This window comes from Aquincola tertiaricarbonis (assembly GCF_023573145.1).
Taxonomy (GTDB): Bacteria; Pseudomonadota; Gammaproteobacteria; order Burkholderiales; family Burkholderiaceae_C; genus Aquincola; species Aquincola tertiaricarbonis_B.
In genome coordinates this window covers 2014937-2038552 of the sequence record NZ_CP097635.1, presented here as the reverse complement: position 1 = coordinate 2038552, position 23616 = coordinate 2014937, and the positions used below count along the sequence as shown (strand labels likewise).

The window sequence follows — 23616 nt, the reverse complement described above, 5'->3', positions numbered from 1 at the left end:
AAGACCTCCGCCCTGCGCGCCGGCCTGCTGGCCTGCGGCATCGCCCTGGCCGCCGCCCTGCCGCTGCAGGCCAAGACCTTCCGTTGGACCGCCCAGGGCGACGTGCTGACCTTCGACCCGCATGCGCTCAACGTGGGACCGGCCACCGCCTTCGCCGCCTATACCCACGACGCGCTGGTGCATTACGACCAGGGCTTCAACATCGAGCCCGGCCTGGCCACGCAATGGACCCAACCGGATGCGCGCACCTGGCGCTTCAAGCTGCGCAATGGCGTGCGCTTCCATGACGGCACTCCTTTCACCGCCGACGACGTGGTGTTCTCGCTGGAGCGGGCGATGGCGCCCTCTTCGGGCGTCAAGGCCTACCTTGCCGGCGTGGAGAACGTACGTCGCATCGACGACGGCACGGTGGAGCTGCGCCTGGCCGCCCCCAACCCGGTGCTGCTGCGCCAGCTGACCATGGTGCGCATCATGAGCCGCGCCTGGGCCGTGAAGAACAAGGTGGACCAGCCGCAGAACTTCGCCCAGCGCGAAGAGACCTACGCGGTGCGCAATGCCAACGGCACCGGCCCCTACATGCTCAAGAGCACGCAGGCCGACGCGCGCACCGTGCTGGTGGCCAACCCGAACTGGTGGGGCAAGATGCAGGGCAACGTCACCGAGGTGGTGTTCCAACCCATCGCGTCTGATGCCACGCGGCTGGCCGCGCTGCTGTCGGGCGAGGTGGATTTCGTGCTCGACCCTGCGACGCAAGACATCCAGAAGCTGCGCAGCACCCCCGGCGTCAAGCTGATCGAAGGGCCCGAGTTCCGCACCATCTTCCTGGGCCTGGACCAGCAGCGCGACGAGCTGGCCTACGCCAACGTGAAGGGCCGCAACCCCTTCAAGGACCTGCGCGTGCGGCAGGCGCTGTACCACGCCATCGATGCCGTCACGCTGCAGCGTGTGGTGATGCGCGGCCTTTCACAGCCTGCCGGCGCCTACGTGGCGCCGCAGGTGGCGGGCTGGACGGCCGAGGGCGACCGCCGCCTGCCCTACGACCCGGCCAAGGCCAAGGCGCTGCTGGCCGAAGCGGGCTACCCCAACGGCTTCGAGGTGACGCTGGACTGCCCCAACAACCGCTACGTGAACGACGAGGAGATCTGCAAGGCGCTGACCAGCTACTTCGCACGGGTGGGCATCACCGCGCGGCTGAATGCGCAGCCGGCCACCACCTTCTTCCAGAAGATCGCGCGCAACGACACCAGCCTGTACCTGTTCGGCTGGGGTGTGCCCACCTTCGATGCGCTGTACACGCTGCAGTCGCTGGTGCGCACTGTGGGCACCGGCGCCGACGGCAACTGGAACTACGGGCGCTACAGCAACCCGGCGCTGGACACGCTGATCGACAAGCTGAAGACCGAGTCCGACCCGCAGCGCCGCACGCAGGACCTGCGCCAGACGCTGAAGCTGGCACAGGACGACGTGGCGCTGATCCCGCTGCACCACCAGGTCACGCCCTGGGCGGTGCGTGAGAACATCAGCACTCCGCACCGCGCCAACAACCAGCTGGAACTGCGCTACACGCGTATCGATTGATCAGGCCGGTCACGGCCGCGCCATGATGGCCTTGAACAAGGGCCTGTTCGATTTGCACGGCGTTCACTCGGAAGGCGGCATTCCAGCGCCAGGCCAGAGGCGCCCAAAATCGAAAGAGAGTTGTCGGTGGTGGCGGATGGACAGCAGATAAACCGTCGCAGGGGCGTCCATGGCCGTGTAGAGCAACAGGTAGTCGCCATGCAGGTACTCGCGCAAGGCGCTGGCAGCGCCGGCCGGCAGCGCTGCGAGCTGGGCCAGGGCCTCGGCCGATTGCGGCGGGTTGTCCAGGTAGCGCCGGCCGATGCGGGGGAAACGGGCCAGGTTGGGGATGACCGTGGCGCGCAGTTCGGCCAGCAGGTCGTCGAAGGCAAAGGCCGCGTCGGCTTCGGTCAAGAACGCCTCGATGGCGTTCAGCCGCTCCAGAAAGCTCGCGGTCAGCTCGACCCGGTACCGATCCTCACCCACGCTTCTTGGCGGTCTTGCCTGCTGTCTTTGCCACTGCGGCGCGGCGCTGCTGAAGCTGGGCGATGGCGGCATCGGCCCCCACGGTGCGGCCAGCCTCGATGTCGGCCAGGCCGCGCCTGGCGTCATCGATCAGCAGCAGGTGGATGCGCTCGCGCTCCAGGCGGTGGTAGTAGTCAAGCCGGTCCGCATCGATGAGGGCGACGTAGCTCTTGCCGTTCTTGGTGATGATCTTCTCGGCGCCAGCCTTGGCCTGGTCGGCCAGCTCGGACAGGTTGGCGCGCGCCTGGGTGAACGGCACCACATCGCTGGCTGAAAAGCCCATGGCCGGCTCCTTGGCGGGGTAGATGACAGGATTCTGTGCAGTCTACTCCAGCGCCGGACGGGCTTTTGCGGGCCCAGCCAGCGCATCGATCGATCACGCAGGTCGCCACACCGGCGACTCGGCGATCACCAGCTTGCGCGGCAGGATCTGCGCCTGCACGAAGGCATCGGCGATGCGCTGCTGCTCGGCCAGCGCCTCGCCATCCACCGGCTGCACGCGGTAGCTGCGGCGCAGGTTGGCAGCCTCGACGGTGGCCGCGTCCAGGCCGATCACCGGGGCATGCCATTCGGCCGCCGGCCCCGGGTTCTGCTTGATCCACTCACCGGCCCGCTGCAGCTCGGCGTACACCGTGGCCAGCACGTCGCTGCGCCGTTGCGCATACGGCGTGGCGGCCAGGTAGAAGCGCCGGTAGGCGAACAGGCGCGTGCCGTCCAGCAGGATGCGGGCGCCGGCCTGGCGCTGCACCGCCGACAGGAACGGGTCCCAGATCACCCAGGCGGCCACGTTGCCGCCTTCAAATGCCGCACGGCCGTCCGCCGGGCTCAGGTAGGCGGGCTCGATGTCTCGCACGCCGAGCCCGTGGGCCGCCAGCGCCTCCAGCAGCAGGAAATGCGCGCCGGCGCCCTTGGCGAACGCGATCTTCTGGCCCTTGAGCTGGGCGACGCTGGTGATGGGCGAGTCCTTGCGCACCACGATGGCCTGCGCCTGCGGCGACGGCGTCTCGATGGCCACATAGGTGAGCTTGGCACCGGCCGCCAGCGCAAAGGGCGGCACGGCATCGGCCACGTCGGCGCTGAGGTCGATGGCGCCGATGTTGAGCGCCTCCAGCAGCGGCAGGCCCGAGGTGAACTCGTGCCACGACACCGCCACGTTCAGCGGCGCCAGCGCCTTTTCCAGCGTGCCGCGCGACTTCAGGAAGATCATCAGGGTCGACGACTTCTGGAAGCCGATGCGCAGCTTGTCGGCAGGCCCGGCGGCCCGCGCTGCGAGCGGCAGCGCGGCCGCCAGGCCCAGGCCCAGCAGCTGGCGGCGCGTGGCGGCAGGGTGGAACCGTCGGCTCATTGAGCGGCTGGGCTGCGCACCCGGCTGCGCTGGCCGTCCACCGACACCGGCACGTCGCCGGCCACGGTCACGCGGCGCACCACGCGGTGCTGGTCGCCATAGTCGTTGGTGGCGTAGTGCTGGGTGGCGCGGTTGTCCCACAGGGCCACGTCGCCCACCTGCCAGCGCCAGCGCACGGTGTTCTCCAGCCGCGTGATGTGGTTCTGGAACAGCTGGAACAGCAGGTCGCTGTCCTGCGTGTTGTAGCCGATGAAGCGCTGGATGAAGTGGCCCGAGACCAGCGTGCGCTCACCGGTGACCGGGTGCACGCGCACCAGCGGATGCTCGGCCTCGATCAGCCGGCGGGTGAACACCTCCTGGTACTTGCGGGCGCCATGGGCATCGGGCTCGATGCGGGTGGCGGCATAGTCGTAGTGGTTGCTGTGCACCGCCCACAGCTGGTCGGCCAGGGTCTTGAGCGAGGCCGGCAGCTCGTCATAGGCCAGCGCGGTATTGGCCCACACGGTGTCGCCGCCGTAGGGCGGAATGACCACCGCCCGCAGGATGCTGACCTGCGGATAGTCCACCTCGAAGGTCACGTCGGTATGCCAGGAGTTGGCACGGCCGCCGTGGCGCGAGTCCAGCTCCAGCAGCCACGTGCCGTCCTTGGAGGGCACGGTGGGGTGTTCCACCAACTCGCCCCACAAGCGGGCGAAGGCTTCCTGGCCGGCATCGTCCAGGTGCTGCTGGCCGCGCACGAACAGCACCTTGTGGCGGTACAGCGCCTGCTGCAGCGCCTGGAAGGTGTCGGGCGCCAGCTGGCCCGACAGCCGCAGGCCGCGCACCTCGGCGCCGATGCGGCCGGCCACCGGCACGATGTCCAGGCTCACTTGATCGATCACTGCACTCATGAGTTCTCCTTGGGGTGCGTCAGATGACGACGCGGGTGCCGTCGAACCGGGTGAAGGCAAAGCCTTCGAACGGCTCGCGGAAAGTGGCCTTCTGCTCACGCAGCAGGCTGATGACCAGGTTCTCGCCCTGCGCATACGAGGCCGCCGCATCGGAGCGCCAGTGGATGCCGGCGGCGGTGCGGCCGCTGCCGTAGTTCAGGGCCAGCTTGTTCAGCTCGCCGCCCAGCGTGAGCGGCGGGCCCACGTAGGGCACCAGCCGCGTGGGGTCGGCCGGGTCGGGCTGCACCGGGTTGGGCAGCACCAGGCTCTCGTCGTAGAAGGCCTTGAGCAGCGTGGCCGTGACCGCGCCGATGATGGCGGCGCCGCCGGGGTAGGAAGAGTGGATGGGCGCGCCCTCGGGGTACACCTGCGGCAGCAGGAAGCTGCCGTTGCGGGCGCGGCTGCGCTCCAGCGCCTGCGAGCCGAGGAAGGCCTCGTGCACCGGGTAATCGGTGATGCCACCGGCCAGGCGCTGCTGCACCAGGCCGCCGAAGGCCTCGGGCCGCAGGATGCGCTGCTCGTACCACTTCTGGTAGTAGTTGATGCGGATGCCCAGCGAAGCCGCCAGCGAGATGAGCGACTGGAAGTAGGCCGCGCCGAAGGTGCCCGAGGCACCGCCCTGCGTCTTGGAGCGCAGGTAGGGGTTGTTCGGGGCCAGCGTGCTCTGCCCTGCCGGAAACACGCCGCCGAACGAAGGGTCGGCCGCATTGGCCGCGCTGCTGAGCAACTGGTTGGCGATGACGCCGAAGGCCGCGGCCGAGTGCGCATAGGCCGCCAGGTCCCGCGTGGTGGCGATGTAGCGGTGCTGCGGATCGTGCACCACCCGCGCCTTGGGCGCCTGGCCGTTCTGCACGGCCAGCCAGTCTTCGAAGCGGGTCAGGTGCTCGTTGGCGGGCGTGTAGCTGCGGATGCGGGCCGACAGGCTTTGCGCGCCGAAGGGCACGTCGCGGTACAGGAACTGCGAGATGTAGGGCCCGTCGGTCACGCCCGGCGGCGTGGCCCAGCGCCCGGTGCGGCCGCTGGGATCGCGCTCGTCCACGTACAGCACCGCGCCGCGCAGCAGGGTCTGCGGCGTCACGCGGCCGTTGAGGCGCGGACCGTGGAAGTCGGGCGCCTTGTCCAGCTCGGCCACCGCGGCCAGCACCTCGCGGTGGCGCGTGTCGTCGCGGAACTCGCTGAAGGGCACGTCGCGCAGCAGCGCGGCCCAGTAGATCTCGATGGCCTCGCTGGCGCGGGCCGCGCTGGCCAGCGCGGGGGCCGGCGGCAGCGCGAACTGCGAGGCGTTCAGGCCGTCCAGGCTCACGGCCAGCGTGCCCACCGGGTTCAGCAGCTTGCGGGTGCCCCCCAGCGGAATCTTCTCGAAGTCGGCCGGCTCGCGGCTGGCGAAGGCCGCGGTGGCCAGGCGCCAGGCCGTGGGGTCCACCTCGCCGCGGGCGTTGTGCGGCAGCGCGCGGGTGTCGCTGCCGATGCGGTTGGGGTAGCGCGCCTCATCACCGTTGGTGGGGTGTGGCGGCACCGGTTGATCGGCCGCGGCCTTGGCCAGCGCGGTGCGCACCTCGTAGGCGCGACGGCGGAACTGCTCGTCGGCCAGTTGGACGTCGGGCACGTCGGCCGGCGCGGCGGGCCTGGCTGCCCCGGGTGCAGCCGCGGTGGTCTGGGCCTGCGCCTGCAGCGCGGTGCCCGCGGCCAGGCCGGCACCGGCCTGCAGCAAAAAGCCGCGGCGGCTGGTCGTCAATGGGTCGCTCATGGAACCTCCCTCACTTCAGGCCGCTTGTGCGGCCGGGTTGGCATAGCGGCTGGCCGGTCGGGCCAGGCCCAGGTTCTCGCGCAGGGTGCGGCCTTCGTAGGCGGTGCGGAACAGGCCGCGCCGCTGCAGTTCGGGCACCACCAGGTCCACAAACTCGTCCAGCGATTGCGGCAGCACCGGCGGCATCACGTTGAAGCCGTCGGCCGCGCCATGCTCGAACCAGTCCTGCATCTGGTCGGCGATCTGCGCCGGCGTGCCCACCACCACCCAGTGGCCGCGGGCGCCGGCCAGGTACTCGTACAGCTGGCGCACGGTGAAGCGCTCACGCCGTGCCAGCTGGATGACCACATGCGCCCGGCTGTTCACGCCCTGGGGCGGCTCGGGGTAGTAGGGCGGCGGTGCGTCCAGGTCCCAGCGGCTCAGGTCGTCGTGGGGCCAGAAGGGCTGCAGCACGTTCAAGCCCACCGAAGGATGGATCAGCGCCTGCAGCTCGGCCCACTTGGCCCGGGCTTCTTCTTCGGTGCGGCCGATCACCGGCGAGATGCCGGGCAGCACCAGCAGCTGCTCGGGCCGGCGGCCGTACTTGGCCATGCGGCCCTTGACGTCGGTGTAGAAGGCCTGCGCCTCTTCGCGACTGGTCCAGGCGGTGAAGATGGCCTCGGCGGTGGCCGCGGCCAGCTCCTTGCCGTCTTCCGACGAGCCGGCCTGCACGATCACCGGATGGCCCTGCGGCGGCCGCTCAATGTTGAGCGGCCCTTCCACCTTGAAGTGCTTGCCGACGTGGTTCAGCGCATGCAGCTTGCGCGGGTCGAAGTACACGCCGGTGGACGCATCGCGCACGAAGGCGTCGTCCTCGAAGCTGTCCCACAGGCCCTTGACCACCTCGACGAACTCATGCGCCCGCGCATAGCGCGCGGCGGGGTCGGGGTGGGCCGCCAGGCCGAAGTTGCCGTGCACGTTGTCGGCGCTGGTGGTCACCACGTTCCAGGCCGCACGGCCCTTGCTGATGTGGTCCAGCGACGCGAACTTGCGCGCCAGCAGGTAGGGGTCTTCGTAGGTGGTGCTGGCCGTGGCCACGAAGCCGATGTGCCGGGTGACCTGCGACAGCGCGGCCCACAACGTCACCGGCTCGAAGTACGAGACGCGGCCCTGGCGGCTGAGCGAATCTTCGTCGCCACGGTGGCGCTGGCCGGGGCTGTCGGCCACGAACACCTGGTCGAACAGCCCGCGCTCGGCGGTTTGCGCCAGCTGCACGTAGTGGTCGATGTTGATGCCAGCATCGGCCTGCGAGCCCGGGTGCCGCCAGGCCGCGATGTGGTGGCCGGTGGCCATGATGAAAGCGCCGAGGCGCAGCTTGCGTTGGGTCATGGTTCCCTCCTTGTCTGGACCACTGCGGCCTCAAGCCGTGCCGGCGAACTCGGCCAGCACTTCTTCCTTGGCCTGGTTGAAGCCGGCGCTCAGCCGGTCGCGCGGGTAGCTCAGCGGCACCGGCACCGTGCGGCGGATGCGGCCGGGCCGCGGCTCCATCACCACCACCTTCTGGCCCAGGTACACGGCCTCTTCCACGTCGTGGGTGACCAGGATCATGGTGATGCCCTCGGCCAGCCAGATGCGGTGAAGCTCCTGCTGCAGGTGCGCGCGGGTGATGGCGTCGAGCGCGCCGAAAGGCTCGTCCAGCAGCAGCACCTCGGGCCGGCTGACCAGCGCCCGCGCAATGGCCACACGCTGCGACATGCCGCCGCTGAGCTGGTGCGGATAAGCCTTCTCGAACCCTGTCAGCCCCACCAGCGCGATGTGCTCGCGCACCGAGCGCTGCTTGTCGGCTTCGGGCTGCTCGGCGTTCAGCAGACCGAGCGCGATGTTCTGCTCCACGTTGAGCCACGGGAACAGCCGGTGCTCCTGGAACACGATGCCGCGGTCGAGGCTGGTGCCCACGATGCGCTGGCCGTCCAGCAGCACCTCGCCCTGGTAGTCGGCTTCCAGGCCGACGATCAGCCGCAGCAGCGTGCTCTTGCCGCAGCCGCTGCTGCCGACGATGCTGACGAACTCACCCGGGTTGACGGTGAGGGTGATGTTCTGCAGCACCGGCAGGGCCTGGCCCTTGACCTCGAACTGCTTGCTCAGGTTGCCGATGTGCAGCGTGCCTGCGTGGGCCATGGGACCTCCTTGGGTTGAGTCAGAACTGCGCGACCGAACGGCCACGCCAGGCCAGCGCACGTGCTTCGATGCGGCTGGCAATCCAGTTGAGGGCGAAGCCCACCAGGCCGACGACGATGACGCCGAACAGCACCAGGTCCATCCAGAAGTGCTCGCGGCCGTCGATCATGGTGTTGCCGATGCCCTGGCCCGAGACCAGCAGGTACTCGGCGCCCAGCGTGGCCAGCCAGGCATAGATGAGCGCCAGGTGCACGCCCGCGAAGATGGACGGCGAGGCCGAAGGCAGGATCAGGTGGCGCCAGGTCTGCCAGCGCGTGAAGCGCAGCACGCGGGCCACCTCCAGCAGATCGGCCGGCACGCTGCGGATGCCTTCGTAGGTGTTGAGCACCACCGGGAAGAAGGCCGCCAGCGACAGGAAGGCCACCTTGGCCGCATCGCCCAGGCCGAACCACACCGACAGCAGCGGGATCCACGCGAACAGCGAGATCTGCTTGAGCGTGTGGAAGCTGGGGCCCAGCAGCCGGTCGGCCAGGCGCGAAGCACCCAGCAGCGCGCCGAACAGCAGGCCGGCCGAGCTGCCGATGGCAAAGCCGATGAGGTCGCGCCGCAGGCTGGCGCCCAGGGCCGCGGCCAGCTTGCCGCTGGTGACCTGCTCCACCGCCGTGGCCCACACCTTCTCGGGCGGCACCAGCAGCGGCGAGGTGGTCCAGCCCCAGCGGGTGGCCAGCCACCAGGCGGCCAGCAAGGCGGCGGGCAGCACCCAGCCGCGCAGCGGGCGGGGGATGAAGGTGCGTGCCATCACAGCCCCTCCTTGCGCCAGCCCAGCAGCCGCTGCTCCACCAGGGCCAGCAGCTTGTCGAGCAGATAGCCCACCGCGCCCACCACCACCACCGCGGCCAGCACCACGTCCAGCTGGAACAGCTGGCGGCCGAACACGATCATGTAGCCCAGGCCTTCGCTGGAGGCCAGCAGTTCCACCACCACCAGCGCCAGCCAGGCATGCGTGAGGCCGTAGCGCACGCCGTTCCAGATCGGTGCCAGCGCCGCCGGAAACACCACGCGGCTGAGCATCTGCCAGCGCGAGAAGCGCAGCACACGGCCCACCTCGATGTAGCGGGTGGGCACGCCCTGGATGCCCTTGTAGGTGTTGAGCGCGATGGGCACCAGCGCCGCCTTGCTGATGAGGATGATCTTCAGCGCCTCGTCGATGCCCACCAGCAGCATCAGCAGCGGCAGCCAGCCCAGCACCGGCACCTGGCTGAAGGCCTTGAAGGTGGGGTAGAGGTAGTCCTTGACCGTGGGCGACAAGCCCATGACCACGCCCAGCAGCAGCCCGCCGGCCAGGCCCACGCCGAAGCCGCCCAGCACCCGCAGCAGGCTCACCTGCAGGTTGGCCCACAGCTCGCCGCTGCGCGCCGATTCAGCCAGCGTGAGCGCCACCGCCTCGGGCGAGGGCAGCACCTGCGGCGCGATCCATTCATGCCGGGCCGCCAGCCACCACAGCGCCAGCACCGCCAGCGGCACCGGCCAGGCCAGCAGCCAGCGGCCGAAGGCGAGGTGGGGCAGACGCCAGCGCGGCGTCGGGAAGCGGGCCACGGCGGCGCGATGCTCCAGCCCGATGTGCAGAGGTTGTTCCATGCTCAGGCTCCCAGTGCCTTGCCATCGGCCTGGTACACAGGCCAGTAGTTCTGCAGCCCCTGCTGGCGCAGCGACGCCTGCAGGTAGCGGGTGTCGATCCAGCCGTCGACGTCGAAGCGCTTGCGGCTGAGCTTGAAGCGGTAGGCCTGGGCCTCGGCGTCCTTGTAGCGGGCCACCAGGAAGGGGTCGAAGTTGGGGTTCAGCCGCACGCGCAGCGGCTCGCCGGCGTAGTCTTCCTTCCAGTGCTCGTACGGCGTGCCGGCACGGGCCCACAGGCGCAGCACCTCCTCGCGGTTGGCCTCGTCGGACGACCAGCGCGCGGTGCGCACCGCCGCATCCACCAGGCGCTGCACATGCTGCGGATGGGCGGCGGCGTAGGCGTCGGTCACCAGCACATGGCTCTGGCGGGTGAACACCGGCGAATCGCCCTTGCTGGCGTACAGCACCCGCACCTGGCCCTTGTCGCGCAGGCGCAGGATGTCCATCGCGCCGATGGCGGCATCGATGTCGCGCGTGGCCAGCGCGGTCAGGTAGCCGGCGGTGTCCAGGTTCAGGATCTTCAGGTCCTTCTCGGCCAGGCCGTGCGCTTCCAGCAACCGCAGCGCCGGCAGGTGCATGTTGGTGCCGCGGAACAGCGACACCCGCTTGCCGCGCAGGTCGGCCACCGTCTTCTCAAGGAAACGCCGGGCCGCCCCAAGTTTCCTTGACCCCCTCGGGGGGCGGGCTGGGCGCAGCCCGGCCCTGGGGGTCCTTGGCCTTGAATCGGGCGGCACGCCGATGTAGATGTTGCTGCGCACCCCGGTGGCCAGGATCAGCCGCGTCTTGAGCCCGGCCGAGCGGGCCACGATGGCCGGCAGGTCGCCCTGGAAGGCGAAGTCCAGCTGGCCGGTGGTCAGCGCCTCGTTGACGGCCGGGCCGGCGCCCTTGAAGAACAGCCACTCCACCTTCACGCCGTCGGGCTGAAAGGCTTCGTCAATCCAGCCCTTCGCATGGGCGATGGCCATGGAGCTGCCGGCGATGCTGGGCGGCTGGCCGACGGCCGGCTGCGCCACGCCGATGCGCAGCGTGTGGGTAGCGGCCTGTGCGCGGGCCAGGCCGGGCAGGCCCAGGCTGGCGGCGCCACCGGCTGCCAGGCGGCGCAGGGCGCCACGTCGTGTGAGCGTCATCGCGGGCTCCTTCAGCGTGCGGCGGCGAGCTTGCTGCCGGCCAGTTCGCCATCGGCCGCGTACTCGGGCCAGTAGCCTTCCAGCTTCAGCTCCTTGAGCGCCACGTCCAGGTAGCGGCGGTCGAACCAGCTGTCGATCTCGGGCACGCTGCGGGTGAGCTTGAGGGCATGCGCCTCGGCCGCCGCGTCCTTGTAGCGGGCCACCAGGAAGGGGTCGAGCAGCGGCGACAGACGCACCCGCAGCGGCTGGCCGATGAAGTCCTCACGCCAGAAGCGCTCGGGCAGCTCGGCCTTGCCCCATTGGGCAAACAGCTCGCCACGCTGCTGCTCGTCGGAGTAGGCGCGCGCCGCCTTCACCACGGTGTTGACCACGCGCTGCACCACCTGCGGATGGCGCTGCGCGAAGTCGTCGGTGACCAGCAGCACCGTCTGCCGCGTGAAGCGGTAGCTGTCCTGCGCGGCCGACCACACCACCTTGGCAGCGCCCTTCTCGCGCAGCGAAAACAGCTCCACGTAGCCGAAGGCGGCGTCGATGTCCTTGGTGGCCAGCGCCGCCTGCGCGCCGGCGGTGTCCAGGTTGATCAGCTTGAGGTCGGTTTCCTTCAGGCCCTTGGCGGCCAGCGCGCGCACCGCGGCCAGGTGCAGGTTGGTGCCCTTGAACACCGCCACCCGCTTGCCCTTGAGGTCTTCCAGCCGGGTGACGGTGGAGTCGGGCGGCACGCCCAGGTACAGGCCGTTGCGCACGCCGCTGCCGACGATGATCTTGGTCTTCACGCCACCGGCACGGTGCACGATGCTGGGCAGGTCGCCCTGCCAGGCGAAGTCCAGCTGCTTGTTGACCAGTGCCTCGTTCACCGCCGGGCCGGCGCCCTTGAAGAAGATCCACTGCACCTGGATGCCGTCACGCTCGAACTCCTTCTCGAGCAGGCCCTGCGCATTGACGATGCCCACCGTGGAGCCGCCGGTGCGCGGTGGTGTGCCCACGCCGCCGTTGGCCACGCCGATGCGCACCACGTTGGGGTTCTGGGCCTGGGCGGCCAGGGTGAAGAGGGCGAGCACCAGGGAGGCGAACCCCAGGCCCAGCCAGCGTTGCAAGCTCATGTCGACATCCCTTCGTGAAAGCGTGGGATGCACGATAGGCAGCTTGCCTAGACAGGTGAAAGTTTCATTTCAACTTTGGATATGCAGGTCCAGGCCGGCCTGCTTCAAACGCAGCAACAGCCGCTGGCGCAGCAAAGCCAGCACCGGTTGCTGCTGCGAACGCGGCAGCGGCACGGGTGCATCGCAGGTCACGGCACCACCTTCCAGCAACAGCACCCGGTCGGCCAGGTCCAGCCAGGCCGCGGGTTGGCGTGTGGCCAGCACCAAGGTGCTGCCGCTGTGGCGCAGCGCATGGCGCACCAGCAGCCGCAGGCCGGCAGCGGCCGAGGGTGGCTGCCCGGCCAGCGGTTCGTCCAGCAGCAGCGCAGGGGCGGGGCGGGCCAAGGCCAGTGCCAAAGCAGCCAGGTAGCGGTGCTCGGGCGCCAGCCGCCAGGCACGTTGCAGCACCAGCGGCCCCAGGCCCACCGCCTGCAGGGCGCGCAGTGCCTGCTGTGCCGCCTGCTGGCGGTCGGCACCGCGTGCCTGGTGCAGCAGCCGGCGCCAGGACCGCAGGCCATCGGGACCACTGCCGGGCGGGCCCAGGTGCTGCAGGTCGTGCCGCCAGCCATCGGCCAGCGCATGCTGCTGCAGCTGCCGCAGCAGATGGCTCTTGCCGCTGCCGGGCAGGCCGGTCACCAGCACCAGCTGGCCGGCGGCCAGCTGCAGGTCCAGGCCGTCCTGCGGCGCCTGCAGCCGCAGCACCAGCCCGGCCGGGCCGCCGCACCAGGCAGGCTCGTCCAGCTGGCGCCGAAAGCGCAGCAAGGCTTCAGGCAGGCCCGGCGGCCGCGGGGCCGAAGGCGCCGGTGCAGCCGGCGCCTGGAACGGAGTAAGGGGCATGGCCCCACCCTAGACAGCCCGCCGGGCACGGGCAACGAAGCGAATCGCGGATGCTTATGCGTTCCGCTCAAGCGGCGGCCGTCACCCGCCACACCACGTCGCCCACGTCGTCGGCCACCAGCAGCGAGCGGCCGTCGGGGCCGATGGCCACGCCCACCGGGCGACCGTAGGACACCGATTCGTCGGGCGCCAGGAAGCCCCACAGGATGTCGCGCACCGCGCCCGAAGGCCGGCCGTTGGCGAAGGGCACGAACACCACCTTGTAGCCGCTGAGCTTGCTGCGGTTCCAGGAGCCGTGCTGGCCGATCACCATGCCATCGACCTCGAAGCCAGGCAGCGTGCCGGCCGGCATCCAGCACAGCCCCAGCGAGGCGGTGTGGCCGCCCAGCGCAAAGTCGGGCTGCAGCGCGCTGGCCACCTTGGCCGGGTCCTGCGGCACGCGGTCGTCCACCGTCTTGCCCCAGTAGCAGTAGGGCCAGCCGTAGAAGCCGCCGTCGCTCACCGAAGTGAGGTAGTCGGGCGGCGTCTCGTCGCCCAGGCCGTCGCGCTCGTTCACCACCGTCCACAGGCGGCCGGTGACCGGCTCCCAGGCCAGGCCCACCGGGTTGCGCAGGCCGCTGGCAAAGGTGCGCTCGCGGCCGGTGGCCAGGTCCAGCTCCTGGATGCAGGCGCGGCCTTCTTCGGCCTCGAAGCCATGCTCGGCGATGTTGCTGAGCGAGCCCACGCCCACGTACAGCCGCCGGCCGTCGCGGCTGGGCAGCAGGCTGCGCGTCCAGTGGCCGCGGGTCTTGTAGGTGGACAGGCGCCGGCCCGGCGAGGTGATCTGTGTGGCGCCCGGCGTGTACGGGTAGGCCATCACGCCGTCGGTGTTGCCCACGTAGAAGGTGTCACCCACCAGCGCCATGCCGAAGGGCTGGTTGAGCTGCTGCAGCAGCACGTGGCGCTGCTCGGCCACGCCGTCACCGTCGGCATCGCGCAGCAGCGTGATGCGGTTGGGGCTCTCGCCGATGGCGGCGGCGCGTTGCATGGTGGCCACCATCGCATGGTCGAATAGCGTGCGCGGCCGCCCGGCCGACTGCAGCGCCTCCGCCACCGTCACGTCGCCGTTGGGCAGCACCTGCACCCAGCGCGGGTGCTTGAGGCCGTCGGCAAATGCGTTCACCTTCAGCCCCGGCGCGGCCGCCGGCACCTGCCCAGCCGACCAGCCGCGGGCGGTGGGCATCTTCAGCGTGGGAATGGCACCCTGCGGCTGCCCCGCCGGAATCTGCGGCGCGGTGCCCACCGCCTGCGCGGGTGTGGCGCCCTGCAGCCGCCGCCACCGGATGGCCCCCGCCCCCACCAGGGCCACGGCCCGCGCGAATACATCGTAAAAGCCCATCGAAACCGCCTCCGGCTGTTGGTGTGTGGGGTGGAGTGTCGATGACTTGCATAAGCTGCGTCGAAATCCTTCGTAGCCCGCCACCCCCACCCCGCGCTGCAATCATGGCTTTGCCCGGCCATGGCGCGCTCACCGCACATCCTGCTCAACGCGTTCAACATGAACTGCGTGGGCCACATCAACCACGGGCTGTGGACGCACCCGCGCGACCGGTCGGGTGACTACAACACCCTGCCCTACTGGACCGACCTGGCCCGCACGCTGGAGCGCGGCCTGTTCGATGGCCTGTTCCTGGCCGACATCGTGGGCGTGTACGACGTGTACCAGGGCAACGTGGACCTGCCGCTGCGCGAGTCCATCCAGCTGCCGGTCAACGATCCGCTGATGCTGGTCTCGGCCATGGCCGCGGCCACAAGGCACCTGGGCTTCGGCGTCACGGTGAACCTGAGCTACGAGCAGCCCTACCTGCTGGCGCGGCGCTTCTCCACGCTGGACCACCTGACCAGCGGCCGCATCGGCTGGAACATCGTCACCGGCTACCTGGACAGCGCGGCCCGTGCGATGGGCCTGGCCGGCCAGGCGCCGCACGACGAGCGCTATGACCGCGCCGACGAGTTCATGGACGTGCTCTACCAGCTGTGGGAAGGCAGCTGGGAAGACGGCGCGGTGCTGCGCGACAAGGCGCGGCGCCTGTTCACCGACCCGGCCAAGGTGCATGAAGTCAAGCACCAGGGCCGCTGGTTCCAGCTGCAGGGCTACCACCTGGCCGAGCCTTCGCCGCAGCGCACGCCGGTGCTGTTCCAGGCGGGCAGCTCAGGCCGCGGCCAGCGCTTTGCAGCCCGCCATGCCGAGTGCGTGTTCATCTCGCCACCCGACAAGGCCACCGCGCGCCGCACCGTGCAAAGCCTGCGCGAAGCGCTGGTGCAGGCCGGCCGCCAGCCCGACGACGTCAAGGTGTTCATGGGCACCGCGGTGGTCACCGGCCGCACCGCCGCAGAAGCGCGCGACCTGTACGCCGACTACCTGCAGTACGCCAGCCGCGATGCCGGGCTGGCGCACTTCGCCGCCTCGGTGGGTGTCGACTTCGCGCGCTACGACCTGGACGCGCCGGTGGACTACCAGCCGGGCCAGGCCATCGAATCGGCGCGCCGCAGTGCGCAGGAGCATGGCTGGACGCGGCGCAAGCTGCTGCAGCTGTTCGAGCTGGGCGGCCGCTACCCGGCCATCGTGGGCGATGCGCAGCAGGTGGCCGACGAGCTGCAGTCCTGGATCGCCGACACCGGCATCGACGGCTTCAACCTGAGCCGCACCGTGGTGCCCGAAAGCTACGAGCATTTCATCGACCTGGTGGTGCCCGAGCTGCAGAACCGCGGCGTCTACAAGACGACCTACGAAACCGGCAGCCTGCGCCACAAGCTGCTGGGGGCGGGTGACCAGCTGCCGCAACAACACGCCGCCGCGGCCTTCCGGCGGCCGACCGGCAGCTGAGCTTCGTTCGACATTTTTTGAACAAGCAGCGTCGGAAACATTCGTTGGCCGGCCCTGCTGCAAACGCAACACTGCCGCCATGGGCAGTGACTGGATCAACGAACGTACCGAACGACTGGCGCGGCAGCTGGAGGCCACGGCGGTGGAACGCGACCGCCAGGGCGGCCATGCCGCCGCCGAGCGCCAGGCCATCCGCGACAGCGGCCTGCTGGGCCTGCTGATTCCGCAGGACGCCGGCGGCCTGGGCGCCAGCTGGCCCACGCTGTACCGCGTGGTGCGCCGGCTGGCCCAGGCCGACAGCGCACTGGCCCATGTGTTTGCCTTCCACCACCTGCAGGTGGCCACGGTGCTGCTATGGGGCACGCCCGCCCAGCAGCGGACGCTGCTGCCGCGCTCGCAGTCCGAAGGCTGGTTCTGGGGCAATGCCCTCAACCCGCAGGACACCCGCCTGGTGGCGCAGCCGGTGGCCGATGGCTGGCGGCTGCAAGGCCCCAAGAGTTATGCCTCGGGCTCGGTCGGTTCCGACCGGCTGGTGGTGGGCGCCCAGGTGCAGCTGGCCGATGGCAGCAGCGCGCGCCTGGTGGGCCACCTGGCCACGCAGGCCGAAGGCATCACCGTACAGCAGGACTGGGACGCCTTCGGCCAACGCCAGACCGACAGCGGCACGGTGCACTTCCACGACGTGTTCCTGCCCCAGCGCGACGTGCTGCAGGCGCCCGGCAGCACCTCCACGCCACGCGCCACGCTGCGCACGCTGGTGTCGCAGCTGATCATGGCCAACCTGTACCTGGGCATCGGCCAGGCTGCGTACGAGGCCGGCCGCCGCTACACGCTGGAGCGTGCGCGCCCCTGGCCCAACGGCCACGCCGCGCGCCTGGCCGACGAGCCGCAGCTGCAGCAGCGCTATGGCGAGCTGTGGCTGCTGCTGCGCCCGGCCGAGCTGGCCTGCGAAGCGGCTGCGCTGCAGCTGCAGGCGGCCTTCGAGCAGGGCGAGGCGCTGGACGCCAGCGGCCGCGGCGCGCTGGCCATCGCCATCTCCGAAGCCAAGGTGCTGGCGCACCGCGCGGGCATCGACGTCAGCTCGCAGGTGTTTGAACTGGCCGGCGCCGGCGCCACCAGCGGTCGCCTGGGGCTGGACCGCTTCTGGCGCAACGCCCGCGTGCACACGCTGCACGACCCGGTGGACCTGAAGCTGCGCGACATCGGCCGCCACCGGCTGGAGGGCCATGTGCCCGAGCCCAGCTCGTATTCCTGAATCTCCCGATCCCTGATCCGAGCCCGACCCAAGGACTCCTCTCCATGACCGCCCCACCACAAGAACTGCCGTTGATCCGGCTGGACAACGTCAGCAAGCGCTTCAAGCTGCCTGATGGCCGACACTTCGATGCGGTGCAAGCCACCTCGCTCGACATCCCGCGCGGCGACGTGTTCGGCCTCGTCGGCAAGAGCGGCGCCGGCAAGTCCACGCTGCTGCGCCTGGTCAACCTGCTGGAGCGGCCCGACCAGGGCCGCGTGTTCGTGGCCGGCCGTGAGCTGACCGCGCTGGGCAAGCGCGAGCTGCGCGAGGCACGGCAGAACATCGGCATGATCTTCCAGCAGTTCAACCTGCTGCAGAACGCCAGCGTGTTCGACAACGTGGCCTTTCCGCTGCGCATCCACGGCGGCGACACTGCGGCCCAGATCGATGCGCGGGTGCGTGAGTGCCTGCAGCTGGTGGGCATTGCCGACAAGCTGCACAGCCACCCGGCCCAGCTGTCGGGCGGGCAGAAGCAGCGCGTGGCCATCGCCCGCGCGCTGGCGCCGCAGCCCGACGTGCTGCTGTGCGACGAGCCTACCTCGGCGCTGGACGCCGAGACCACCGAATCGCTGCTGGCCACGCTGCGCGACATCAACGCCAAGCTGGGCGTCACCATCGTCATCGTCACCCATGAGCTGCCGGTGGTGACCTCGCTGTGCCGCCACGTGGCCGTGGTGGAGGAAGGCCGCATCGCCGAGCGCTTTGCGGTGGACGACACCAGCCGCCTGCCCATCACCCGCCTGGGCCGCGACCTGGTGCGGCTCAGGGCCAGCCCGGAAACCCGCAACGACCTCGACCGCCTGGAGGCCGCCTATGCCTGAGAACATCGCCGCCATCCTGCCCGAGCTGTGGACCGCCATCGGGCAAACCTTTCTGATGCTGGGCATCGGCCTCAGCGCCGCGGTGTTGATCGGCGGGCCGCTGGGCATCTGGCTGTTCCTGCTCAGCCCGGGGCAGACGCTGGAGAACCGCGCGCTGTTCACCGTGGTGAGTTGGCTGGTGAACACGGTGCGTTCCTTCCCGTTCATCATCCTGCTGGTGGCGCTGGTACCCATCACGCGGGTGATCGCCGGCAGCTCCATCGGGCCGGTGGCGGCTGCGGTGCCGCTGTCGTTCGCGGCCATCCCCTACTTCGCGCGGCTGGTGGAGCAGAACCTGCGCGAAGTGCCGCGCGGCGTGATCGAAGCCGCCCATGCGATGGGAGCGTCGGACCTGCAGATCGTGGCCCGGGTGCTGCTGGTGGAAGCGCGCTCCGGCCTGGTGCTGGCCCTCACGGTGCTGGCCATCAGCTTCCTCTCGTACTCGGCGGTGGCCGGTGTGGTGGGCGGCGGCGGCATCGGTGACCTGGCCATCCGCTACGGCTACTACCGCTTCCAGACCGACGTGATGGTGCTCACCGTCGCCATCCTGGTGGTGCTGGTGCAGGCCATCCAGTTCAGCGGCAACGCACTGGCGCGCCGGCTGGACAAGCGCTGAACAAGAAAACTGGTTGATCAAGTCAAGGATGTCAGCATGACGTACACCCGCCGCGACCTCGTCGCTTCGTTCGCCCTTACCGCCGGCCTGGCGCTGGCCGCCGCGCTGTCGCCCGCCCAGGCGCAGGACAAGAAGGAACTGGTCTTCGGCGCCACGGCCGGGCCTTATGCCGACCAGATCAAGCTGGGCATCAAGCCGCTGCTCGAGAAGAAGGGCTACCGCGTCAAGGTGGTGGAGTTCAACGACTACATCCAGCCCAACTTCGCGCTGGCACAGGGTGCGCTGGATGCCAACGCCTTCCAGCACATCGTCTACCTCACCAAGTTCGCCACCGAGAACAAGCTGGCGCTGACCGAGCTGCTGAAGGTGCCCACCGCGCCCATCGCCTTCTACAGCAAGAAGCACAAGACGCTGGACGTGAAGGAAGGCGCCACCGTGGCCCTGCCCAACGACCCCACCAATGCGGCGCGGGCGCTGCTGGTGCTGCAGGAGATCGGCTGGCTGAAGCTGCGCGAAGGCTATGACCCCATCCGCGCCAGCGAGAAGGACGTGGCCCAGAACCCGAAGAAGCTCAAGCTGGTGCCCATCGAGGCGGCGCAGCTGCCCCGCAGCCTGGACGACACCGACTACAGCTTCGTCAACGGCAACTTCGCGCTGGCCTCGGGCCTCAAGCTCACCGAGGCACTGGCGCTGGAAAAGACGGGCCCCACCTACCAGAACCTGGTGGCCATCCGCACCGAGGACAAGGACAAGCCCTGGGTCAAGGACATCGCCGAGGCCTACCGCTCCCGCGAGTTCCTGGCGGTGACGCAGCAGAAGTTCGCCGGCTTCGTGCCGCCCGACTATCAACAGGCCCTGCTGTCGGGAGCGGCCAAATGAAGCGGCGTCACCTGTTGCGCTCCGGCGCGGCCAGCGCCGGCCTGCTGGCCCTGCCCGGCCTGTTGCGCGCGGCCGAAGCGCCCAAAGAACTGCGGCTGGACTACGCCTACTACTCGCCTGCCAGCCTGGTGCTGCGGCGCTTCGGCTGGCTGGAAGAAGACTTCGGCCGTGACGGCACCGCCGTGAAATGGGTGCTCAGCGCCGGCAGCAACCGGGCGCTGGAATACCTCAACAGCGGCAGCATCGACATCGGCTCCAGCGCCGGCCTGGCGGCGCTGCTGGCCAAGGCCAACGGCAACCCGATCCGCACGCCGTACATCTTCTCGCGGCCCGAATGGACGGCGCTGGTGGTGCGGCGAGATTCGCCCATCCGCAGCCTGGCCGACCTCAAGGGCAAGAAGGTGGCGGCCACCAAGGGCACCGACCCCTACCTGTTCTTGTTGCGCGCGCTGAAGGTGGCGCAGCTCAAGCGCGGCGACATCGAGCACGTGGCGCTGCAGCATGCCGACGGCCGTGTGGCGCTGGAGCAGGGCCGGGTGGACGCCTGGGCCGGCCTGGACCCGCTGATGGCCGCCAGCGAACTGGACGCCGGCTCGCGCCTGATCTACCGCCACGTGGCCTTCAACACCTACGGCTTCCTGAACGTGCGCGAAGACTTCCAGCAGCGCCACCCCGAGGCCCTGCGCCGCGTGATCGCCGGTTATGAACGGGCGCGCAAGTGGATCATCGGCAACACCACCGAAGCCGCCAAGATCCTGTCGGAAGAAGCCAAGGTCAGCCTGCAGGTGGCGCTGCTGCAGCTGAAGCTGCGCACCGACCTGAGCAACCCGCAACCCTCGGCCGAGCACGTGGACGCGCTGCGTGCGGCCGCCCCCATCCTGCTGGACGAGCAGCTGGTCAAGCCCGGCACCGACCTGCCGCGCACCATCACCGCGCTGGTGGACACGCAGTTCGCCCGCGGGCTGCTGGGCAGCACCGGCTGACGGAGCAAGCCGCATGACGGACGCGCTGCATCCGCCGCTGTCGGCGCGGGCGGGCCAACGGCCTGCACCGGCCGAGCCAGCTACGCCGGCGCCGTTGGCACCGGCTTCAAACCCCGGCCCCCGCGCCGCCTGGGGCCTGCTGCTGCCGGCACTGGCCTTGGCGCTGCTGGAAGCCTCGGCCCGGCTGGGCTGGGTGCCGCCGCACCTGCTGCCACCGCCCAGCGAGATCGCACGCACGCTGGCGCAGCTGGCCCAGGGCGGTGAACTGGCGGGCCACCTGCTGGCCAGCAGCACCCGCGTGGCCGCCGGCTTTGCCATCGGCGCGCTGCTGGCCATCGTGGTCGGCGCGCTGGTGGGGCTCAACCGCCGGGCCGCCGCGTTGCTGGACCCCAGCTTCCAGGCGCTGCGCGCCATCCCTTCGCTGGCGTGGGTGCCCTTGCTGCTGCTGTGGCTGGGCATCGACGAAGCACCCAAGCTCACCTTGATCGCCATCGGCGCCTTCTTCCCGGTGTACATGGGCGTGTCGTCGGGCTTTCGCGACGTCGACCGCAAGCTGGTGGAAGTGGCCGAGCTGGCCGGCCTGCGGCCTGCCGCGCTGGTGCGCCGGGTGCTGCTGCCGGCCGCGCTGCCCACGGTGCTCACCGGCCTGCGCAACGGCCTCAGCCTGGCGTGGATGTTCATGGTGGCGGCCGAGCTGATCGCCGCCACCCGCGGCCTGGGCTACCTGCTGACCGACGGCCGCGAAACCGGCCGTGCCGACGTGGTGCTGGCCGCCATCGTGCTGCTGGCCCTGCTGGGCAAGCTCAGCGACACCGCCATGCAGACGCTGGAACGCCGCTGGCTGGCCTGGCGCGACACGCTGGAGACGCGCCGATGAGCCAGCCCCCTCTGCTGAGCCTGCAGGTGCAGCGCAAAGCCTTCGGCCCGCGCACCGTGCTGCAGGACGTGTCGCTGCAGCTGCAGGCCGGTGAATGCGTGGCCCTGGTGGGCGCCAGCGGCTGCGGCAAGAGCACGCTGCTGCGCATCGTCGCCGGCCTGGACCGCGACTACCAGGGCCGTGTGCTGCTGGCAGGCATGCCCGTCACCGCGCCCACGCGCGACATCCGCTTCGTGTTCCAGGAGCCGCGGCTGTTCCCCTGGCTGACGGTGGCCGGCAACGTGGCCTTCGACGACGACGCGGCGCGCAGCCAGCGCCCGCGGGTGGAAGCGCTGCTCGAAGAAGTGGGCCTGGCCGGCCTGGCCGACCGCCTGCCCAAGCAGCTGTCGGGCGGGCAGGCCCAGCGGGTGGCCATCGCCCGCGGCCTCTTCGTGCAACCCCGGCTGCTGCTGCTGGACGAACCCTTCTCCGCGGTCGATGCCTTCACCCGGCTGCGGCTGCAGGCGCTGCTGCGCCGGGTGGCGCAGGCCCATGGCATCACGGTGCTGCTGGTCACCCACGACATCGACGAGGCCGTGACCCTGGCCGACCGCGTGCTGGTGTTCGAAGCCGACCCCGGCCGCATCGCCGCCCAGCTGCCGGTGGCCCTGCCCCACCCGCGCGAGGCCGATACCCCCGGCGTGGCCGACGCCGCCCGCGCCGTGCGGCACGCGCTGCACGCCGCGCATGCGCTGTGATCACTGCGCCCGCTGTCCCTTCCCTTTCCCAACCCGCAAGCAAGAAGACATGAAGACCAAGACCACGCAGCGACGTCTGCTGCTGGGCGGCCTGGCGTCGGCCATGATCGCCGCCATGGCTGCCACCGGCACCGCCCATGCGCAGGACACCACGGTGCGCATCGCCGTCACCGCCGGCCCGCACGCGCAGATCGCCGAGGTGGCCAGGAAGGTGGCAGCGCGCGACGGCCTGGTGCTCAAGATCGTCGAGTTCCAGGACTACATCCAGCCCAACGCCGCCCTCGATGCCGGCGACGTGGAGGCCAACAGCTACCAGCACAAGCCCTTCCTGGACACGCAGATCCAGGCCCGCGGCTACAAGCTCACCGCGGTGGGGGCGACGGTCACCTTCCCGATGGGCTTTTATTCCAAGCGCTACAAGTCGCTGACCGACCTGCCGGCCGGCGCCAAGGTGGGCATCCAGAACGACCCGTCCAACAGCGGCCGCGCGCTGCAGCTGCTGCAAAAGGCCGGCGTCATCCAGCTCAAGCCCACGGCCGGCATCAGCGCCACCGTGGCCGAGGTGGTGGCCAACCCCAAGAAGCTGCAGATCGTGCAGGTGGAAGCGGCGCAGTTGCCCCGCTCGCTGGACGACCTGGACGCCGCGGCCATCAACACCAACTACGCGCTGCAGGCCGGCCTGGTGCCCACCCGTGACGCCATCGCCATCGAAGCGGCGCAAAGCCCCTACGCCAACCTGCTGGTGGTGCGCACCGCCGACAAGGACAAGCCCTGGGTGCCCAAGCTGCTCAAGGCCTTCCAGTCGCCCGAAGTGCGCCAGCTGGTGGAAAGCCAGTTCAGCGGGTCGATGGTGCCGGCGTTCTAACGGCCCCCAGCATGCATCGTCCGGTCGAGCAGGCTTAGACTGGCAACGCCCACCCGGGAGTTGCCATGACCGACCTCGTTGCTGAACTTTCCGCCCAAGCCCAATCCCTGCCGCCCGAGGACCGGGCCCGGCTGGCCGAGGCGTTGCTGGCCAGCCTTGACCCGGCCGAGTCCGACGTTGATACGGCCTGGAGCGATGAGCTGCGTCGCCGTATCGCCGATCTGGAGACTGGCGCTGTGGAAGCGATTCCGGCAGATCAGGCGTTCGCCCGCGTCCGCGCTCAACTGAGACCGTGAAGCCCGCCCGCTTTCACCCCGAAGCGCTGGCGGAGTTGGAAGCGCAGAGCCTGTACTACGAAGAGCGCAGCCCAGGGTTGGGGCTGCGCTTTCTGACCCCAGTCGAAGCGGCCGTGCGCCTGGCAGAGTCGATGCCGCAAGTCGGCAGTCCCCACCAGCAAGGCACACGGCGGGTCTTTCCGAAGTCGTTTCCGTGCGCCATCGTGTATCGGGAAACGCCCGAGGCCTTGGACATCCTCGCGGTGGCGCCGTTCAGGCGCAAGCCCGGGTACTGGCGATCGCGAAAATGACGCCGGCGCC

Annotated in this window: 25 protein-coding genes; 12 read left to right on the top strand and 13 right to left on the bottom strand. The window is 70.1% G+C overall.

Going from position 1 to position 23616, the window contains the following annotated elements:
* The first annotated feature begins 12 nt into the window (after window positions 1–12).
* A complete protein-coding gene (locus MW290_RS09420; RefSeq protein WP_250196638.1) occupies window positions 13–1578 on the top strand; it encodes an ABC transporter substrate-binding protein in 1566 nt (521 codons plus the stop codon).
* A 63-nt stretch (window positions 1579–1641) separates the two neighbouring features.
* On the opposite strand, the gene MW290_RS09415 is transcribed toward MW290_RS09420, so the two are convergent.
* The 13 genes from MW290_RS09415 to MW290_RS09355 form a co-directional block, all read right to left on the bottom strand.
* The gene (locus MW290_RS09415; protein ID WP_250194410.1) at window positions 1642–2043 is read right to left on the bottom strand and encodes a type II toxin-antitoxin system RelE/ParE family toxin; all 402 of its coding nucleotides are present in this window, start codon (window positions 2041–2043) and stop codon (window positions 1642–1644) included.
* Window positions 2036–2365, bottom strand: a complete 330-nt coding sequence (locus MW290_RS09410) for a type II toxin-antitoxin system Phd/YefM family antitoxin (protein ID WP_250194409.1) — start codon at window positions 2363–2365, stop codon at window positions 2036–2038. Before MW290_RS09410 ends, MW290_RS09415 begins: the two co-directional genes overlap by 8 nt.
* Window positions 2366–2458: 93 nt before the next feature.
* Window positions 2459–3427 (bottom strand): aliphatic sulfonate ABC transporter substrate-binding protein, encoded by a 969-nt coding sequence (locus MW290_RS09405; protein WP_250194408.1) that lies wholly within the window; start codon window positions 3425–3427, stop codon window positions 2459–2461.
* Window positions 3424–4317 carry a TauD/TfdA dioxygenase family protein gene (locus tag MW290_RS09400; RefSeq protein ID WP_250194407.1) on the bottom strand — a complete coding sequence of 298 codons (894 nt, stop codon included), beginning with the start codon at window positions 4315–4317 and terminating at the stop codon, window positions 3424–3426. The genes MW290_RS09405 and MW290_RS09400 overlap by 4 nt, the downstream gene beginning before the upstream one ends.
* 19 nt (window positions 4318–4336) lie before the next feature.
* Window positions 4337–6103, bottom strand: coding sequence for a phosphatase PAP2 family protein (locus tag MW290_RS09395; protein WP_250194406.1), 1767 nt, complete (start codon window positions 6101–6103; stop codon window positions 4337–4339).
* Between the two features lie 15 nt (window positions 6104–6118).
* On the bottom strand, window positions 6119–7471 hold the full coding sequence (locus MW290_RS09390; RefSeq protein ID WP_250194405.1) for an LLM class flavin-dependent oxidoreductase: 1353 nt from the start codon (window positions 7469–7471) through the stop codon (window positions 6119–6121).
* 30 nt (window positions 7472–7501) lie between these two features.
* Window positions 7502–8260, bottom strand: coding sequence for an ABC transporter ATP-binding protein (locus MW290_RS09385; protein ID WP_250194404.1), 759 nt, complete (start codon window positions 8258–8260; stop codon window positions 7502–7504).
* A 19-nt stretch (window positions 8261–8279) separates the two neighbouring features.
* Window positions 8280–9059 carry an ABC transporter permease gene (locus MW290_RS09380; protein WP_250194403.1) on the bottom strand — a complete coding sequence of 260 codons (780 nt, stop codon included), beginning with the start codon at window positions 9057–9059 and terminating at the stop codon, window positions 8280–8282.
* On the bottom strand, window positions 9059–9898 hold the full coding sequence (locus MW290_RS09375; RefSeq protein ID WP_250194402.1) for an ABC transporter permease: 840 nt from the start codon (window positions 9896–9898) through the stop codon (window positions 9059–9061). The genes MW290_RS09380 and MW290_RS09375 overlap by 1 nt, the downstream gene beginning before the upstream one ends.
* 2 nt (window positions 9899–9900) lie before the next feature.
* A complete protein-coding gene (locus MW290_RS09370) occupies window positions 9901–11064 on the bottom strand; it encodes an ABC transporter substrate-binding protein (protein WP_250194401.1) in 1164 nt (387 codons plus the stop codon).
* 11 nt (window positions 11065–11075) lie between these two features.
* Complete coding sequence (locus tag MW290_RS09365; RefSeq protein ID WP_250194400.1) at window positions 11076–12164, bottom strand: ABC transporter substrate-binding protein; 1089 nt, start codon at window positions 12162–12164, stop codon at window positions 11076–11078.
* Window positions 12165–12233: 69 nt separating this feature from the next.
* Entirely contained in the window at window positions 12234–13040 is an 807-nt protein-coding gene (locus tag MW290_RS09360; RefSeq protein ID WP_250194399.1) for an ATP-binding cassette domain-containing protein, read from the bottom strand.
* 67 nt (window positions 13041–13107) lie between these two features.
* Window positions 13108–14418, bottom strand: a complete 1311-nt coding sequence (locus MW290_RS09355) for a PQQ-dependent sugar dehydrogenase (protein ID WP_250194398.1) — start codon at window positions 14416–14418, stop codon at window positions 13108–13110.
* A 120-nt stretch (window positions 14419–14538) separates the two neighbouring features.
* On the opposite strand from MW290_RS09355, the gene MW290_RS09350 reads away from it, so the two are divergent.
* The 11 genes from MW290_RS09350 to MW290_RS09300 all read left to right on the top strand — a co-directional run bounded on the left by MW290_RS09350 (window position 14539) and on the right by MW290_RS09300 (window position 23606).
* A complete protein-coding gene (locus MW290_RS09350; protein WP_250194397.1) occupies window positions 14539–15906 on the top strand; it encodes an LLM class flavin-dependent oxidoreductase in 1368 nt (455 codons plus the stop codon).
* Between the two features lie 79 nt (window positions 15907–15985).
* Window positions 15986–17161, top strand: coding sequence for an acyl-CoA dehydrogenase family protein (locus MW290_RS09345; RefSeq protein WP_250194396.1), 1176 nt, complete (start codon window positions 15986–15988; stop codon window positions 17159–17161).
* Window positions 17162–17205: 44 nt separating this feature from the next.
* Window positions 17206–18024 (top strand): methionine ABC transporter ATP-binding protein, encoded by an 819-nt coding sequence (locus tag MW290_RS09340; RefSeq protein WP_250194395.1) that lies wholly within the window; start codon window positions 17206–17208, stop codon window positions 18022–18024.
* A complete protein-coding gene (locus tag MW290_RS09335) occupies window positions 18017–18679 on the top strand; it encodes a methionine ABC transporter permease (protein WP_250194394.1) in 663 nt (220 codons plus the stop codon). The genes MW290_RS09340 and MW290_RS09335 overlap by 8 nt, the downstream gene beginning before the upstream one ends.
* Window positions 18680–18715: 36 nt before the next feature.
* The gene (locus MW290_RS09330; protein ID WP_250194393.1) at window positions 18716–19558 is read left to right on the top strand and encodes a MetQ/NlpA family ABC transporter substrate-binding protein; all 843 of its coding nucleotides are present in this window, start codon (window positions 18716–18718) and stop codon (window positions 19556–19558) included.
* Window positions 19555–20541, top strand: a complete 987-nt coding sequence (locus MW290_RS09325) for an aliphatic sulfonate ABC transporter substrate-binding protein (protein WP_250194392.1) — start codon at window positions 19555–19557, stop codon at window positions 20539–20541. The genes MW290_RS09330 and MW290_RS09325 overlap by 4 nt, the downstream gene beginning before the upstream one ends.
* A 13-nt stretch (window positions 20542–20554) precedes the next feature.
* Window positions 20555–21418 (top strand): ABC transporter permease, encoded by an 864-nt coding sequence (locus MW290_RS09320; protein ID WP_250194391.1) that lies wholly within the window; start codon window positions 20555–20557, stop codon window positions 21416–21418.
* The gene (locus MW290_RS09315) at window positions 21415–22155 is read left to right on the top strand and encodes an ABC transporter ATP-binding protein (RefSeq protein WP_250194390.1); all 741 of its coding nucleotides are present in this window, start codon (window positions 21415–21417) and stop codon (window positions 22153–22155) included. The genes MW290_RS09320 and MW290_RS09315 overlap by 4 nt, the downstream gene beginning before the upstream one ends.
* 49 nt (window positions 22156–22204) lie before the next feature.
* Window positions 22205–23020, top strand: a complete 816-nt coding sequence (locus MW290_RS09310) for a MetQ/NlpA family ABC transporter substrate-binding protein (protein ID WP_375142737.1) — start codon at window positions 22205–22207, stop codon at window positions 23018–23020.
* A 65-nt stretch (window positions 23021–23085) separates the two neighbouring features.
* On the top strand, window positions 23086–23316 hold the full coding sequence (locus MW290_RS09305; RefSeq protein ID WP_250194389.1) for an addiction module protein: 231 nt from the start codon (window positions 23086–23088) through the stop codon (window positions 23314–23316).
* Window positions 23313–23606 carry a type II toxin-antitoxin system RelE/ParE family toxin gene (locus MW290_RS09300; protein ID WP_250194388.1) on the top strand — a complete coding sequence of 98 codons (294 nt, stop codon included), beginning with the start codon at window positions 23313–23315 and terminating at the stop codon, window positions 23604–23606. Before MW290_RS09305 ends, MW290_RS09300 begins: the two co-directional genes overlap by 4 nt.
* The last annotated feature ends 10 nt before the right edge of the window (window positions 23607–23616 follow it).